This is a genomic window from Microbacterium salsuginis (genome assembly GCF_012524205.1).
GTDB classification, from domain to species: domain Bacteria; phylum Actinomycetota; class Actinomycetes; order Actinomycetales; family Microbacteriaceae; genus Microbacterium; species Microbacterium salsuginis.
The window spans coordinates 250,175-263,062 of record NZ_JABACI010000006.1; the positions used below are offsets into that span (position 1 = coordinate 250,175).

General features: G+C 68.3%; 14 protein-coding genes. 10 read left to right on the forward strand and 4 right to left on the reverse strand.

Annotation, left to right across the window (positions count from 1 at the left end):
• Nucleotides 1-1,980, forward strand: coding sequence for a prolyl oligopeptidase family serine peptidase (locus HF576_RS19920; protein WP_168914576.1), 1,980 nt, complete (start codon nucleotides 1-3; stop codon nucleotides 1,978-1,980).
• A gap of 65 nt (nucleotides 1,981-2,045) precedes the next feature.
• Here the strand turns inward: HF576_RS19920 and HF576_RS19925 are convergent, their stop codons facing one another.
• Nucleotides 2,046-2,606, reverse strand: coding sequence for an HdeD family acid-resistance protein (locus HF576_RS19925; protein WP_168914577.1), 561 nt, complete (start codon nucleotides 2,604-2,606; stop codon nucleotides 2,046-2,048).
• Between the two features lie 144 nt (nucleotides 2,607-2,750).
• On the opposite strand from HF576_RS19925, the gene HF576_RS19930 reads away from it, so the two are divergent.
• From HF576_RS19930 to HF576_RS19940, 3 genes are read left to right on the forward strand one after another with little or no spacing between them, the layout of a single operon-like run.
• The gene (locus HF576_RS19930; protein ID WP_168914578.1) at nucleotides 2,751-3,344 is read left to right on the forward strand and encodes a sulfite oxidase-like oxidoreductase; all 594 of its coding nucleotides are present in this window, start codon (nucleotides 2,751-2,753) and stop codon (nucleotides 3,342-3,344) included.
• Nucleotides 3,341-4,066: an FAD-binding oxidoreductase gene (locus HF576_RS19935; RefSeq protein WP_168914579.1), complete on the forward strand. Its 726-nt coding sequence runs from the start codon at nucleotides 3,341-3,343 to the stop codon at nucleotides 4,064-4,066. The genes HF576_RS19930 and HF576_RS19935 overlap by 4 nt, the downstream gene beginning before the upstream one ends.
• Nucleotides 4,063-4,335 carry a DUF6510 family protein gene (locus tag HF576_RS19940; RefSeq protein WP_240949050.1) on the forward strand — a complete coding sequence of 91 codons (273 nt, stop codon included), beginning with the start codon at nucleotides 4,063-4,065 and terminating at the stop codon, nucleotides 4,333-4,335. The genes HF576_RS19935 and HF576_RS19940 overlap by 4 nt, the downstream gene beginning before the upstream one ends.
• 9 nt (nucleotides 4,336-4,344) lie before the next feature.
• On the opposite strand, the gene HF576_RS19945 is transcribed toward HF576_RS19940, so the two are convergent.
• Nucleotides 4,345-5,265, reverse strand: coding sequence for an AEC family transporter (locus HF576_RS19945; RefSeq protein ID WP_168914580.1), 921 nt, complete (start codon nucleotides 5,263-5,265; stop codon nucleotides 4,345-4,347).
• Between the two features lie 85 nt (nucleotides 5,266-5,350).
• On the opposite strand from HF576_RS19945, the gene HF576_RS19950 reads away from it, so the two are divergent.
• A complete protein-coding gene (locus HF576_RS19950; protein ID WP_168914581.1) occupies nucleotides 5,351-5,800 on the forward strand; it encodes a pyridoxamine 5'-phosphate oxidase family protein in 450 nt (149 codons plus the stop codon).
• Between the two features lie 257 nt (nucleotides 5,801-6,057).
• Here HF576_RS19950 and HF576_RS19955 read toward each other — a convergent pair whose 3' ends face one another.
• A complete protein-coding gene (locus tag HF576_RS19955) occupies nucleotides 6,058-6,783 on the reverse strand; it encodes a helix-turn-helix transcriptional regulator (protein ID WP_168914582.1) in 726 nt (241 codons plus the stop codon).
• A gap of 92 nt (nucleotides 6,784-6,875) precedes the next feature.
• Here HF576_RS19955 and HF576_RS19960 point away from each other — a divergent pair, with 92 nt between their 5' ends.
• From HF576_RS19960 to HF576_RS19975, 4 genes are all read left to right on the forward strand, one after another.
• The gene (locus tag HF576_RS19960; RefSeq protein WP_168914583.1) at nucleotides 6,876-7,817 is read left to right on the forward strand and encodes an alpha/beta fold hydrolase; all 942 of its coding nucleotides are present in this window, start codon (nucleotides 6,876-6,878) and stop codon (nucleotides 7,815-7,817) included.
• A 44-nt stretch (nucleotides 7,818-7,861) separates the two neighbouring features.
• Nucleotides 7,862-8,488 carry a hypothetical protein gene (locus HF576_RS19965; protein WP_168914584.1) on the forward strand — a complete coding sequence of 209 codons (627 nt, stop codon included), beginning with the start codon at nucleotides 7,862-7,864 and terminating at the stop codon, nucleotides 8,486-8,488.
• Nucleotides 8,489-8,545: 57 nt separating this feature from the next.
• Complete coding sequence (locus tag HF576_RS19970; RefSeq protein ID WP_168914585.1) at nucleotides 8,546-10,243, forward strand: long-chain-fatty-acid--CoA ligase; 1,698 nt, start codon at nucleotides 8,546-8,548, stop codon at nucleotides 10,241-10,243.
• Nucleotides 10,244-10,326: 83 nt separating this feature from the next.
• Nucleotides 10,327-11,025, forward strand: a complete 699-nt coding sequence (locus HF576_RS19975) for an AAA family ATPase (RefSeq protein ID WP_425523027.1) — start codon at nucleotides 10,327-10,329, stop codon at nucleotides 11,023-11,025.
• A 44-nt stretch (nucleotides 11,026-11,069) separates the two neighbouring features.
• Here the strand turns inward: HF576_RS19975 and HF576_RS19980 are convergent, their stop codons facing one another.
• A complete protein-coding gene (locus HF576_RS19980; protein WP_168914587.1) occupies nucleotides 11,070-11,552 on the reverse strand; it encodes a pyridoxamine 5'-phosphate oxidase family protein in 483 nt (160 codons plus the stop codon).
• Nucleotides 11,553-11,797: 245 nt separating this feature from the next.
• On the opposite strand from HF576_RS19980, the gene HF576_RS19985 reads away from it, so the two are divergent.
• Nucleotides 11,798-12,888 (forward strand): DUF222 domain-containing protein (locus HF576_RS19985; RefSeq protein WP_168914588.1); only part of this gene is annotated, 1,091 nt, incomplete at its 3' end.

Sequence of the window (12,888 nt, forward strand, 5' to 3'; positions counted from 1 at the left end):
GTGCGCGCCGAAGACATCGACAAGCTCATCTCGGTCGGTCGCCCCGACATCGCCCCCGACGGATCGTTCGCGGTCTTCGCGACGTCCCGGCCGGATCTCGTCGCGAATCGTGCCGTGGGTCAGGTGTGGCGCGTGGATCTTCCGGATGGTGCGCCGCGGCGTCTCACGCGAGGGACGGCGGATGCTTCTCCGAGACTCTCGCCGGATGGCACGCGGCTCGCGTTCGTCCGCGCCGATGCCAAGGGCAAGCCGCAGGTGCACGTCGTCGCGGCTGCCGGCGGTGAGCCCGTCCAGGCCACCGACGCCGTCCTGGGCGTCGAGCATTTCGCGTGGTCGCCGGACGGGGCGACGCTCGCCTTCCTGGCGCGCGTTCCCGAGGACGGCCGCTACGGCAGCGTGGAGGGGCTGGATGCCGCGGCCGAGGCTCCGCGCCACATCACCGGCATCCGGTGGCATGCCAACGGTGTCGGCTACGTCGCCGATCGCCCGGCCCATGTCTTCGTGATCCCGGTTCCCTCGGTGGAGGGCGAGCCGTTCTACGAGCCGGCCGCTGCCGTGCGTGCCGACGACGCCGAGGCGCCGACGAAGACGATCGTCGCCGCCGAGGCGCGCCAGCTCACATCCGGTGACAGCTCCTACAGCGGCCTCGCGTTCACCGCAGACGGTCGGGAATTGATCTCGGTGCCGGACGTCATCGAGCCCGACCGTCGTGATCTTCGGTCGCGCCTGGTGGCCTTCGCCGTCGACGGATCGGGTGAGCGCGAGCTCCTGGGCGTCGACGCAGGCCTCTCGCTGGACGGCGTCGAGGTCGCCGGTGACGGCACGGTCGCCGTGCTCGCCCACGAGGTCGGCGACGGCATCGACTTCATCGCGCCGGGCGTCGGTCTCTTTCTGATCGAGCCCGACGGTCCGCGCCGGCTCACCGATGCCGAGACGATCGAGCTCGGCGACAGCCACATCACCGTCGACGGTGAGGGGTTCCTCGTGCAGGATGTCACGCGCGGGCGTGTCCGGCTTGTACGGGTGACACGCGCCGGTGAGATCTCCGAGGTGCTGGGCGGCGACGTCGAGGTCGGCGGGCACGCAGCGCACGACGGGCGGATCCTCGCGTCGGTGGCGCGACCCGATTCCTTCGGCGAACTGGTCCTGATCGAGGCGGGGGAGGCGCGCACTCTGACGGCCTTCGGTGCCGGGGCCGCGGCATCCGGAATCGCCCTCCCGCGCGAGCTCACCGTCGACGGACGGGACGGCTATCCGGTGCACGGCTGGGTGGCCACGCCCGAGGGTGACGGGCCGTTCCCCGTCATCCTGCAGATCCACGGCGGGCCGTATGCCTCGTACGGCATCCACTTGTTCGACGAGACCCAGGTGCTCGTCGACGCGGGCTATGCGGTCGTCTACTGCAACCCCCGCGGCTCCGCGGGATACGGAAGGGCGCATGGGCGCAGCATCCGGCAGCAGATGGGCACCCTCGACTTCGCCGACGTCATCGACTTCCTCGACGGCGCCATCGCCGACGACGCGCGCCTGGACGGTCAGCGCGTCGGTGTGATGGGCGGCTCGTACGGCGGCTACCTCACCGCGTGGGTGATCGCACACGATCACCGGTTCGCGGGCGCCATCGTGGAGCGCGGCTTCCTCGATCCGGTCAGCTTTCAGGGCACGAGCGACATCGGCACGTTCTTCGGCGACGAGTACGTGGGCCTGTCGGCCGACGACATCGCGCGGCAGAGCCCGATGGCCGTGGTGGGTCAGGTCACGACGCCCACGTTCGTGATCCACAGCGAACTCGATTTCCGCTGCCCGCTGGAGCAGGCGACGCGCTACTACTCTGCGCTCAAGCGACAGGGCACCGAGGCCGAGATGCTCGTCTTCCCGGGCGAGAACCACGAGCTCACCCGGTCGGGGCAGCCGCGGCATCGCGTGCAGCGCTTCGAGGCCGTCCTCGACTGGTGGCAGCGCCACTTGCCGGTGTCCTGACCACTGGAGGCAACAGAACGGCCCCGGAAGCATTGCTTCCGGGGCCGTTCTCGATCAGGCGCGGATCAGAGGTCGCGCTTGCCGAACGTGAACGCGCGGACGATGTTGATGATGCCGAGGACGACGAGCGAGATGCCCAGCAGCCACCACAGCACGACCGTGCCCCAGATGGGCGAGAACAGCACGACGATGCCCGCGATGATGCTGAGGATCGCGAAGAAGATCGTCCAGCCCTTCGAGGCGGCGTCGCCGAGCGTGGAGAGCGAGACGACGCCCTCGACGATCCACATGATGCCGACGAGGATGCCGATGAACAGCGCGAGCCAGACCGCGGTCTGGCCCAGGTTGAACAGGGCGACGACGCCGCCGATGATGAACAGGATGCCGAGCAGGATGTGCCCGACGCGCGCCCAGCCGCCCTTCGTCTTGGAGAAGATCCCGAGACCGGCGTAGACGAGGCCCGCGGCGATGGCGTAGATCGCGATGATCGCGGTCACCACCATGGCGGTCTTGCCGGGCCAGACGAGGATCAGGATGCCGACGATGACCGCGAGGACGCCGCCGATCCCGAGGGCGGTGCGGATGCCGTTGACGGCCGACTTCTCGGCCGCGGATTCGGTGGACATGGGAGGGTCCTTTCTGAGAGTTCCCTGAACGTGGTGCGGCTAAAGCTTAGACCCGAACTCGAACTCTGGCGCCAGAATCTGCGTGTGTCGCGATCCGCGCGCTACCGTGAGCGTGGCGGCAGGTCGCACGGAAGGGGAGCGCGGATGGCAGTCATCTCCAGGGGGTTCGGCGCACGTCGACGCGAGAGCGATCCGCGTCTGCCACCCGGGCAGTATCTGACCGAGGATTTCCCGGTCCTGTCGGCCGGACCGACCCCGCGCATCGAACTCGATGAGTGGCGGTTCGACATCCGCACCGAGGCCGGCGCGCTGGTGTCGTGGACGTGGGACGAGTTCCTGTCGCTGCCGATCGAGGACGTGCACACCGACATCCACTGCGTGACGCGGTGGTCGAAGCTCGGCACATCGTGGCGCGGCGTCTCGCTCGACACGCTGCTCGAGTACGTCGAGTCGGATGCCTCGTACGCCATGGCGCATTCGTATGGCGGCTACACGACGAACATCCCACTCGACGAGGTGCGGGACGGCCGCGCGTGGGTCGCGTTCGAGTTCGAGGGCGAGCCGCTCGACCCCGAGCACGGCGGCCCGGCCCGATTGCTCATTCCCCATCTCTACTTCTGGAAGAGCGCGAAGTGGGTGCGCGGACTGACGCTCATGGACGATGACGAGCCGGGGTTCTGGGAGCAGAACGGCTACAACATGCACGGCGACCCCTGGACCGAGGAGCGGTATTGGTGACGGTCGGCGGATGGCGTGGTGCCCGCGTCGTGGATGCGACCGCCGTCACGCCGTCCGCGCGCATCCTGCGACTGGCCGTCGACGAGTGGCCGGGGAACGATGCCGGGCAGCACGTCGACGTGCGGCTGACCGCGGAGGACGGGTATCAGGCGGTGCGCTCGTACTCGCTGGGCTCTTATGGCGCCGGTGAGGTGGTCGAGCTCGCCGTCGACGAGGTTCCCGACGGCGAGGTCTCGCCGTACCTCGTGCGCGATGTCGAGGTCGGTGACGAGCTCGAGGTGAAGGGACCTCTCGGCGGCTACTTCGTGTGGCGAGCCGGGGGAGAGGCCCCCGTTCAGCTCGTGGCGGGAGGGTCGGGGATCGTTCCGCTGATGGCGATGGCGAGGGCGGCGACGGATGCGGGGGCGACAGCATCCTTCCGGCTCCTGTACTCCGTTCGCCGCGCGGAAGACGCGATATATCGCGATGAGCTCGTGCGAGGCGCCGATGATGGGGGAGTGCCGGTCACGTGGGCGTACACGCGTGAGGCGCCCGCCGGATGGGGCGGACGGACCGGACGACTGGACGCCGAGGCGTTGCGTGCGGCGATCTGGGACCCGGCGCGGGCGCCGATCGTCTACGTATGCGGACCGACGGGCTTCGTCGAGCATGTCGCCGACGCGCTCGTGGCGCTCGGGCATGAGCCCGGGCGGATCAGGACCGAACGATTCGGAGGTGCATGATGCGCGCTCAGAACGCCATGACCCGTGTCGACGGCAACGCCGCGGCGGGACTGCTCGCCGAGATCTTCGCGGTCGACGCCACGACGATGAGAGGAACGTGTGGCGCGTGCGGCTCGGTGGGGCCGCTCGCCGAGGCCGTCGTCGAACTCGACGACGAGGCGGCCATCATCCGGTGCCGCAGCTGCACGCACACGCTGATGACCGTGCTGCGGGCCGACGGCGGTGTGCGGCTGGTGATCGGGAGTGTTCGAGATCTCGTCCGGGCATGATCTCGCGCATCACCCGAGGAGCAGGGTGATCGCGATGAGCACCGGGACGCATCCGACTGTGGTCAAGAACACGGCGTCGCGCGAGATCGTCTCGCCGACGTCGTAGCGCTGGGAGTAGTTGAAGACGTTGTGCGCGGTCGGCAGAGCCGCGAGCACTGTCACGATCAGCACGTCGTGCGCTGACAGGCCGAACACGAACTCGGCGACCGCCCACGCCAGGACGGGCATGGCGACGAGCTTGAGGGTCGCGGCCAGAACGATGTCGCGCCGGCGGCCGGACGCGCCGAGCACGCGCTGACCGTGCAGTGAGATCCCGTAGGCGATCAGGAGGAGCGGCACGCAGGCATCGGCGAGAAGCTGTGCCGGCTCCATCACGATCGGCGGGAGATCGACCCCCGAGACCGAGACGAGCGTGCCCAGCACCGAGCCGAGCACGATGGGGTTCGTCGCGACCTTGACGATCGCGCGCCACAGCGATGAGCGTGTCGTGGTGACGGCATCCAGGATCGCCATCGTGATGGGCGTGAAGACCAGCAGCTGCATCAGGATCACCGGCGCCGGATAGGCCGCGCTGCCCAGCAGATACACCGACAACGGGATCCCGATGTTGTTGGAGTTCACCTGGCCGGCGCTCAGCGCGCCGATCAGGGTCTCGCCGACCGAGCGTCGCCACGCCAGGCGGGCGATGAGCGCATAGGCGGCGATGACGGTCACCGCGGCGATCGCCGAGACCGGCAGCAGCGCCGAGAAGAGCGTGCGCACGTCGGCCTGCGCGAGCACGACGAACAGCAGGAACGGCGAGAGCACGAAGAACGTGAGGCGGGCCAGCACCGGTCGTGCATGCTCGCCGAGCAGGTCGATGCGGCCGATGATCCAGCCGACGACGATCGCGACGCCCACCACCACGAACCCGGTGAGCGACTCCAGCATGCTTCGAGCGTAGAGACATGGCGCCGCGGGTCCGAATCGGTGCGGCTCTGCCAGAATGGCTCGCGCCGACGAAAGGACACCACGGATGCCCGAGCCCCGAGATCGCGCCACCCGCAAGGTCGACGCGCTGAAGCTGCTGACCGCGCCCGCGGCGGATGTCTGGGTCGCGACGGCATCGGGAAACGGCGAACCGCATCTCGTCCCGCTGTCGCTCGCGTGGGTGGACGACCGCGCGGTGATCGCGCTGGACGGCGGCTCGGTGACGGCGCGCAACATCGCCGGCGGTGGGCGCGCGCGGCTCGCCGTCGGATCGACGCGAGACGTCGTGCTGATGGATGCCGTGCTCGAGCGGTCCGTGGGTGTCGACGACGATGCGGTCATCGGCGAGGCATACGCGGCGCAGGCGGACTGGGACCCGCGTGGACTCGCCGGATACGTGTTCCTCGTGTTGCGACCGTTGAAGATCCAGGCCTGGCGCGAATCGAACGAGCTTGCCGGCCGGGTGCTCATGCGCGAGGGTGCCTGGACCGTCTGACGTGCGTGCATGGCGGACCGGCTCGACGATCTTCGTGCTTTCATGCTGAAGATCGCGCGACGGACAGGTCGATGAGAGTTGCTCGATCATGCCGCGATGTACGGACGGGATGCTGCCCGGCTCCGGCATCCCGTCGTCACCAGAGATAGCCGATAATCCACATTATGTCAGTTCGCGGAGAATCGTCGGTTGTGAGTCCCGGGTCCCCGACTCCCCTGAGAGACCGGGAATCCTGTGGCGGCCGCGCTTCCGTTGGCTCACTTCTTCGGGATCACCGACTCGAGTGAGCGCTCGACGAAGTCCGCCGCACCGTCGCCGGGAATCTGACGCGGTGTGAATCGCCCACCCGCCCGTGTGGGCCGCTGCAGCCGGTCCAGCCGGAATGTGCGCCAGTCGCTGCGCTCCTGATCCCACGCGACGAGATACCAGCGCTGTCCGGTGGTGACCAGCTGATGCGGCTCGACGCGGCGATGCGTGTCGTTGCCGTCGCGGCCGCGGTAGTCGAAGCGCACCTCCTCCTGCTCGCGGCACGCCGCCGCCAGCACGCTGAGGGCTTCGGGATGGACCGCGTCGTTGTCGGGCTCCCACCGTATCGACGAGACGCTCGAATGCAGCGCCGAGACCCGTCGGCGCAACCGCTGCGGCAGGAGCAGTTCGATCTTCGTCAGCGCACGCAGCGAAGTCTCCTCCATGCCGCCGATTGCGGCCTCCGCGGCATAGCGCAGTCCGACAGCGACCGCGACCGCCTCGTCGTCGTCGAGGACCAAGGGTGGCACGTGCGACCCCGCGGCCAGTCGGTATCCCCCGTACTTTCCGGTGACGGCGTCAACCGGATACCCGAGGTCTCGCAGCCGGTCGATGTCGCGGCGCACCGTGCGCTCCGTGACCTCCAAGCGTTCGGCGAGCTCCGCGGCTCGCCACCATCGATGAGCCTGAAGGAGCGACAGCAGGTGCAGCGCCCGTCCGGTGGGATCATCTCGCATTTTCTGAGCCTGTCAGGTATTTAGGTCCGATCGTGTCCACAATGCGACCTACCGTGACAGACACGATCAAACGACACAGAAGGACAGAGACGATGACCCATTCCAGCGGCTTTCCGGAGCCCACCCTCATCCCCGTCAACGGCGTCAGGCTCGAAGTCTTCGAAGCCGGGCGAGAGAACGCCGGAAACCCGATCGTGCTCTGTCACGGCTGGCCGGAGCACGCATATTCGTGGCGCTACCAAGTGCCCGCGCTCGTCGCAGCCGGCTACCACGTCATCGTCCCGAACCAGCGAGGCTACGGCAACTCATCCCGCCCGATCGAGGTCACGGACTACGACATCGAGCACCTGTCGGGCGATCTTGTCGCGCTCCTTGATCATTACGGGTACGCGGATGCCACCTTCATCGGTCACGACTGGGGTGCGATGGTCGTATGGGGGCTGACCCTGCTGCATCCGGACCGCGTGAACCGGGTGATCAACTTGAGCCTCCCCTACCAGGCGCGCGGAGAGCGGCCCTGGATCGAGGTCATGGAAGAGGTGCTCGGCGGCGACTTCTACTTCGTCCACTTCAATCGCCGGCCAGGTGTCGCGGACGCTGTTTTCAACGAGAACACCTCCCAGTTCCTTCGCAACCTGTACCGCAAGAACGTCCCACCCGCAGAGCCACGGCCCGGGATGGCGCTGATCGAACTCGCGAGGACCGAGACACCACTCGGCGACCCCGTCATGACCGACGGAGAGCTGGCGGTCTTCGTCTCGGCGTTCGAGTCGACGGGGTTCACCGGCAGCGTGAACTGGTACCGGAACCTCGATCGCAACTGGAGGTTGCTGGCGGATGCGGACCCGATCATCCGGCAGCCCACGCTCATGATCTACGGTGACCGCGATGCGGTGCAGAGGTCCGATCGCCTGACGGATTTCGTACCTCATGCCGAAGTCGTCAGTCTCGATTGCGGCCATTGGATCCAGCAGGAGAGGCCGGAGGAGACCAACCGGGCGATCCTGTCGTGGCTGGAACGGTCGGACGCCTAGAGACGGCAACGGGCCGGTTGCCTTCGACCGGTACGCTTCGCGCCATGAAGGCCGAAACCATCGACGACGCGCCGGCGGCCAACGTCGTGCACCTCGTCGCCGACCATGACGATCTCGGTGCTGCACCGGAGTCCGTGCCGTTCGGACAGAGGATCACCGCCGGGGCCGCGTTGGTGCTGTGGGCCCTGCTGGCCGCGGCGGCAGCGGGAAGCGCTGTGCTTCTCACCGGCCTATGGGCGGGCGACTCCCCCGGCTGGTGGTTCAATCTGATCTTCACCGTCCTGCCCGCGTTGTTCCTCTTCGGGTGCGCGCTCGCCCTGCTCGAATCGCGCCGATCAGCGCGCCGTGAGCGACGGCTGTCCGCGCGCTGGGAGGCGACGCGCGCGAACGCGCGGTCGACGGTCGCGACGATCGTCGACCGCGACGTCCGGCTCACCGAGCACGGGAGCGTTTCGTCCTTCATCGTCGCTGTGCGCACCGACGACGGTCGGGAAGTCCGGGCGCGGTGGTACCGAAGCAGCGGGTCGAACGCGGATCGGGCGCTGCTCCAGCCGCAGGTGCCCGCACTCGGCTCGGAGGTGCGCATCTGGGCCGTGCCCGAGGCATCCGTCGACGATCCTCACGTGGTGGTCGCTCTGGACCCCAGCGTCGCACCGCGACGGGAAGGGTAGAGCCGCCCGTCCCGCACGCAGCGACCATGCCGTCCGCATCGCGGGCAGGATGGAAGCATGTCGAGCAACCCCTTTGAGTCGAGGCCGTGGCTTTCCGCGTACGCGGACGGTGTTCCCGCCGAGATCGACGAGCCGACGCAGACCTTGACAGAGATGATGGCTGAAAGCGTGCGCACCTTCGGGCGGCGTCCGGCGCTGGAGTTCTTCGGCGCCGTGACGAGATACAGCGATCTGGGCGAGCAGATCGAGCGTGCCGCAGAGGGCCTGCGCCGGCTCGGCGTGCGCAAGGGAGATCGCGTCGCGATCGTCCTGCCGAACTGTCCGCAGCACGTCGTGGCGTTCTATGCCGCGCTCCGCCTGGGCGCCATCGTGATCGAGCACAATCCGCTCTACACCGCTCGCGAACTGCGCCACCAGTTCGAGGACCACGGCGCGCGCATCGCGATCGCGTGGGACAAGACCGTGGACACGCTGGCCGACTTCCCGTCCGATCTGAAACTCGAGCGGATCGTCAGCGTGGACATCACAGCCGCCCTCCCCTTCGCCAAACGCCTGCTCTTGCGCGCCCCCGTCGCCCGAGCCCGCGCGTCGCGGGCGCAGCTCACGACGACGCCCACGACCAGAGGCACGGTGAGCTGGAGCAGACTGCTCGGCCATCGCCGGGTCTCACGGCGGGTCGCCGGTCCGGCTGTCGGCGACATCGCACTGCTGCAGTACACCAGCGGCACGACGGGAACCCCGAAGGGGGCGATTCTCACGCATTCGAATCTGCTCGCCAACGCCCTGCAGGGCCGGGCATGGGTGCCGGGACTGGTGGAGGGCGAGGAGGTCTTCTACGGTGTGCTTCCGCTCTTCCACGCGTACGGGATGACGCTGTGTCTCACCTTCGCGATGAGCATCGGCGCGCGGCTCGTGCTCTTCCCGAAGTTCGACCTGGATCTCGTGAGGGATGCCGCGCGCAAGACCTCCCCGACATTTCTGCCGGCGGTCCCTCCCATCTACGACCAGCTGGCGCGCGCCGCGTCCCGCGGCACGCTCGATCTCTCGACGGTCCGGTTCGCCATCTCGGGAGCGATGAGCCTCCCTGTCGCCACCGTGGACAGATGGGAAGAGGCGACAGGCGGTCTTCTCGTGGAGGGCTACGGGATGACAGAGACCTCCCCGGTCGCCCTGGGAAACCCGATCGGCCCGACGCGCAGGCCAGGCACCGTCGGCGTGCCGTTCCCGAGTACCGAGATCCGTGTCGTCGATCCGGACGACCCCACCGTCGATCGGCCGCTGGGCGAGTCCGGAGAGCTGCTCATCCGAGGTCCTCAGGTCTTCCAGGGGTACTGGGGACGGCCGGGAGAAACCGCGGCGGCGCTTCTGCCGGGAGGGTGGCTGCGCACGGGCGATATCGCTTCGGTCTCGGCGGACGGGTTCGTCACGATCGTGGACCGGCTGAAAGAGCTCATCATCACCGGCGGCTTCAACGTGTCGCCCACCGAGGTCGAGGACGCGCTCGAGGCTCACCCTGACGTCGTCGGAGCGGCCGTCGTGCCCTTGCCGCGGTCGAGCGGCGGCGAAGAGGTCGCGGCGGCGATCGTTCTCCGCGAGGGCGCCGAGCTGGACGTCGAGGCGCTGCGCGACTACTGCCGCACCCGGCTCGCCGCGTACAAGGTGCCGCGACGTATCGTCGCCGTCGAGGACCTTCCGCGCTCGCTGATCGGCAAGGTGCTGCGCCGCGAGGTGCGTGAGCGACTGCTCTCGGCGTAGCGGCGCGACCGCAGGAGGTCGCGGGGCCGTGCGACACTGCCAGGGTGCGCCCGGCAGACTTCCGACAACCCCCTGTCGTCGCGATCGCCCCCCGCGACGATGCTCCGTCGGGTGATCGCGGGCAGTGGCCGGCGACGATCCCTGCGGTGGCACAGGTGCTCGACGAGGGTCTCGAGCTGGCCCCTGGCGTGACGTTCCTCGTCGGCGAGAACGGGTCGGGCAAGTCCACCCTGCTCGAGGCGGTGGCGATGGCCTTCGGGTTCTCCCCCGAGGGCGGTTCCACCTCGGCACGTCACAGTACGCGACGCTCCGAGTCGATGCTCTCGGATTGGCTGCGACTGCAGCGCGGGATCGGGTCCCCGCGATGGGGCTATTTCCTCCGCGCCGAGACCATGCACTCGTTCTACACGTATCTCGAGGAGAATCCGTCGACGCGCGCAGAGCCGGTCTTCCACGAGATGAGCCACGGCGAGTCGTTCCTGGCGGTGCTCGACACTCGGTTCGACTCCCCCGGCTTCTACTGCCTCGATGAGCCCGAGGCCGCGCTGTCGTTCGCGTCCACGCTCACCTTGATCTCGACCTTGCACCGGATTTCGGCCGAAGGCGGGCAGGTCCTGTGTGCGACGCACTCTCCCGTGCTCGCGTCGCTCCCCGGCGCGAAGATCGTGGAAGTCGGTGAGTGGGGACTTCGCGAGGCTCGCTGGGAGGACCTCGAACTCGTCCAGCACTGGAGGTCCTACCTCGCCGCCCCGGAGCGCTACCTTCGGCACCTCCTCGATTGAGCGGTGCCGACGCGTCCGCCCCGTCGCCTCGTGTCGTGTGGCGACTACGAGACCCTGACCCGTTCGTCGTGATCGTCGAGCACGAACGACTCCAGAGCGAACGCTCGGTACAGGCGATGACGGGCCGGCTCACGAAGTTGCGCGGGATCCCACTCCCCCAGTCCTCGTTCCACAGACCGCGCGTTGTAGATCGCGAGCGCATCCGCGAACACCGACTCGTCGACGAGTTCGGCCGTTGCCTCGACGTAGAAGGCACTCCCCTCCCCCGGCGGTCTGCTCGAGTCGAAGATCACGAGCGAGACTCGCGAATTCTCCTCGATGTTGCGTGAATGCCGGGCGCCCGGCTTCGACGCCCAGACGAAGACATCGAGATCGCGTGCCGCGAACCAGACGGGACATGCCCAGGGGATGCCGTCGCCACCGGCGGTCGCAAGAGTCAGATAGGAGTTCTCCGCGACGAGCGCTCGAGCCAGCTTTGCCGGCTCCGCGGCTGTGACGCCCGCGGCAGGCGCATCCTCGGTAACCATGGTGGGAGCATACGATCCGATCGGTGACAGGGCCACCGTGAAGAGGCGGCGCGCACGAGTGGTCGGGCGTCCCGGGCGCGCGGGACGGTGCCACTGAGTCGAACGGATTGACGATGGTTGTCTCGGCTCGCTCGCTGTAGCGGCAGAGGAGCGATAGGAACTCCAGGCCGGGCGGTGCATTGCGTGTCGGAGCAGAGGCGACATTTGATCTTGCTCGATTAGTACATACGTACTAGTGTTGGTGTATGGCAGATGGTTCGGAGTTCGATCCGTGGGATCCGTGGGGTGCGGGCGGGATTGCGGATGTGGTGGAGTGGATGCCGGTGCCGGATGTGGTGGATCTGGTGACCGAGACGGCGACGATGATGTCGGTGTTCGCCGCGGAACGCTTGGTGCGGATCCAGGCGATGCGGCGGGAGTTGCTGGCGGAGGCGGTCGGTCGTGGGGTGGGGGTGTTGGACATTGTGGAGCGGTCGATCCGGTTGGAGCTGGCCGCGGCGATGCGGGTCACCGAGTACACCGCCGGCCGGCTCCTCGCCCAAGCCGAAGCGCTCGTACACCGGTACCCGGCTGTGCTGGCGTCGTTGGGGGCGGGGCGGATCACCGAGAAACACGCCGACGTGCTCGTGGACCTCATCGACGAGGTCCCCGCGGACCTGCGGGACCGGGTCGTGGGTCGGGCGGTGGAGTTGGCGGAGGCGGAGCCGGTGGGCACGTTCCGGCGGGCGCTGCGTACCCTGATCCAGACCGTGCAGGCAGCCACGTTGGAACAACGCCACCGGGACGCGGTGCGGGAGCGGCGGATCTGGGTCGACCCCGGAGCGGACGGCATGGGCACCCTGTCCGTGTACGGGCCGCTGGTGGAACTGCATGCCATCCACGGGCGGGTCACCGCGATCGCCAAGACCATCACCGGCCGCCGAGCCGACAACCAGAACGACCAGACCGACCGGACGGACCAGACCGACCGGACCGATCAGGGCCGGAGCGTGGCGGATCCCCGGAGGTTGGATCAGGTGCGCGCGGATGTGGTGTGCGACCTGCTCATCGACGGCACCACCACCGCGACACCGGCAGCAGGCTCCGGGATTCGTGCCACCGTGGTGGTCACCGTCCCCGCCCTGGCCCTGCTGAACGAGGAGGCGGCGGCATCATGTGATCCGCCGGTCGTGGAAGGCATCGGCCCCATCCCCCTTCCCAAGGCACGGGAGTTGTGCGGTGGGGACAGCAAATGGATGCGGGTCCTCACCCACCCCGAAACCGGCATGATCCTCTCCGTCAGCCGCGACCGGTACCACCCACCCAGCCCACTCCGCAAACTGGTGAAATGGCGGGC

Coding starts and splice junctions, on each gene's coding strand:
- HF576_RS19925 (WP_168914577.1), bottom strand. CDS start 2,606: ATGTCCACCGAATCCGCGGCCGAGAAGTCGGCCGTCAACGGCATCCGC.
- HF576_RS19930 (WP_168914578.1), top strand. CDS start 2,751: ATGGCAGTCATCTCCAGGGGGTTCGGCGCACGTCGACGCGAGAGCGAT.
- HF576_RS19940 (WP_240949050.1), top strand. CDS start 4,063: ATGATGCGCGCTCAGAACGCCATGACCCGTGTCGACGGCAACGCCGCG.
- HF576_RS19945 (WP_168914580.1), bottom strand. CDS start 5,265: ATGCTGGAGTCGCTCACCGGGTTCGTGGTGGTGGGCGTCGCGATCGTC.
- HF576_RS19950 (WP_168914581.1), top strand. CDS start 5,351: ATGCCCGAGCCCCGAGATCGCGCCACCCGCAAGGTCGACGCGCTGAAG.
- HF576_RS19955 (WP_168914582.1), bottom strand. CDS start 6,783: ATGCGAGATGATCCCACCGGACGGGCGCTGCACCTGCTGTCGCTCCTT.
- HF576_RS19960 (WP_168914583.1), top strand. CDS start 6,876: ATGACCCATTCCAGCGGCTTTCCGGAGCCCACCCTCATCCCCGTCAAC.
- HF576_RS19965 (WP_168914584.1), top strand. CDS start 7,862: ATGAAGGCCGAAACCATCGACGACGCGCCGGCGGCCAACGTCGTGCAC.
- HF576_RS19970 (WP_168914585.1), top strand. CDS start 8,546: ATGTCGAGCAACCCCTTTGAGTCGAGGCCGTGGCTTTCCGCGTACGCG.
- HF576_RS19980 (WP_168914587.1), bottom strand. CDS start 11,552: ATGGTTACCGAGGATGCGCCTGCCGCGGGCGTCACAGCCGCGGAGCCG.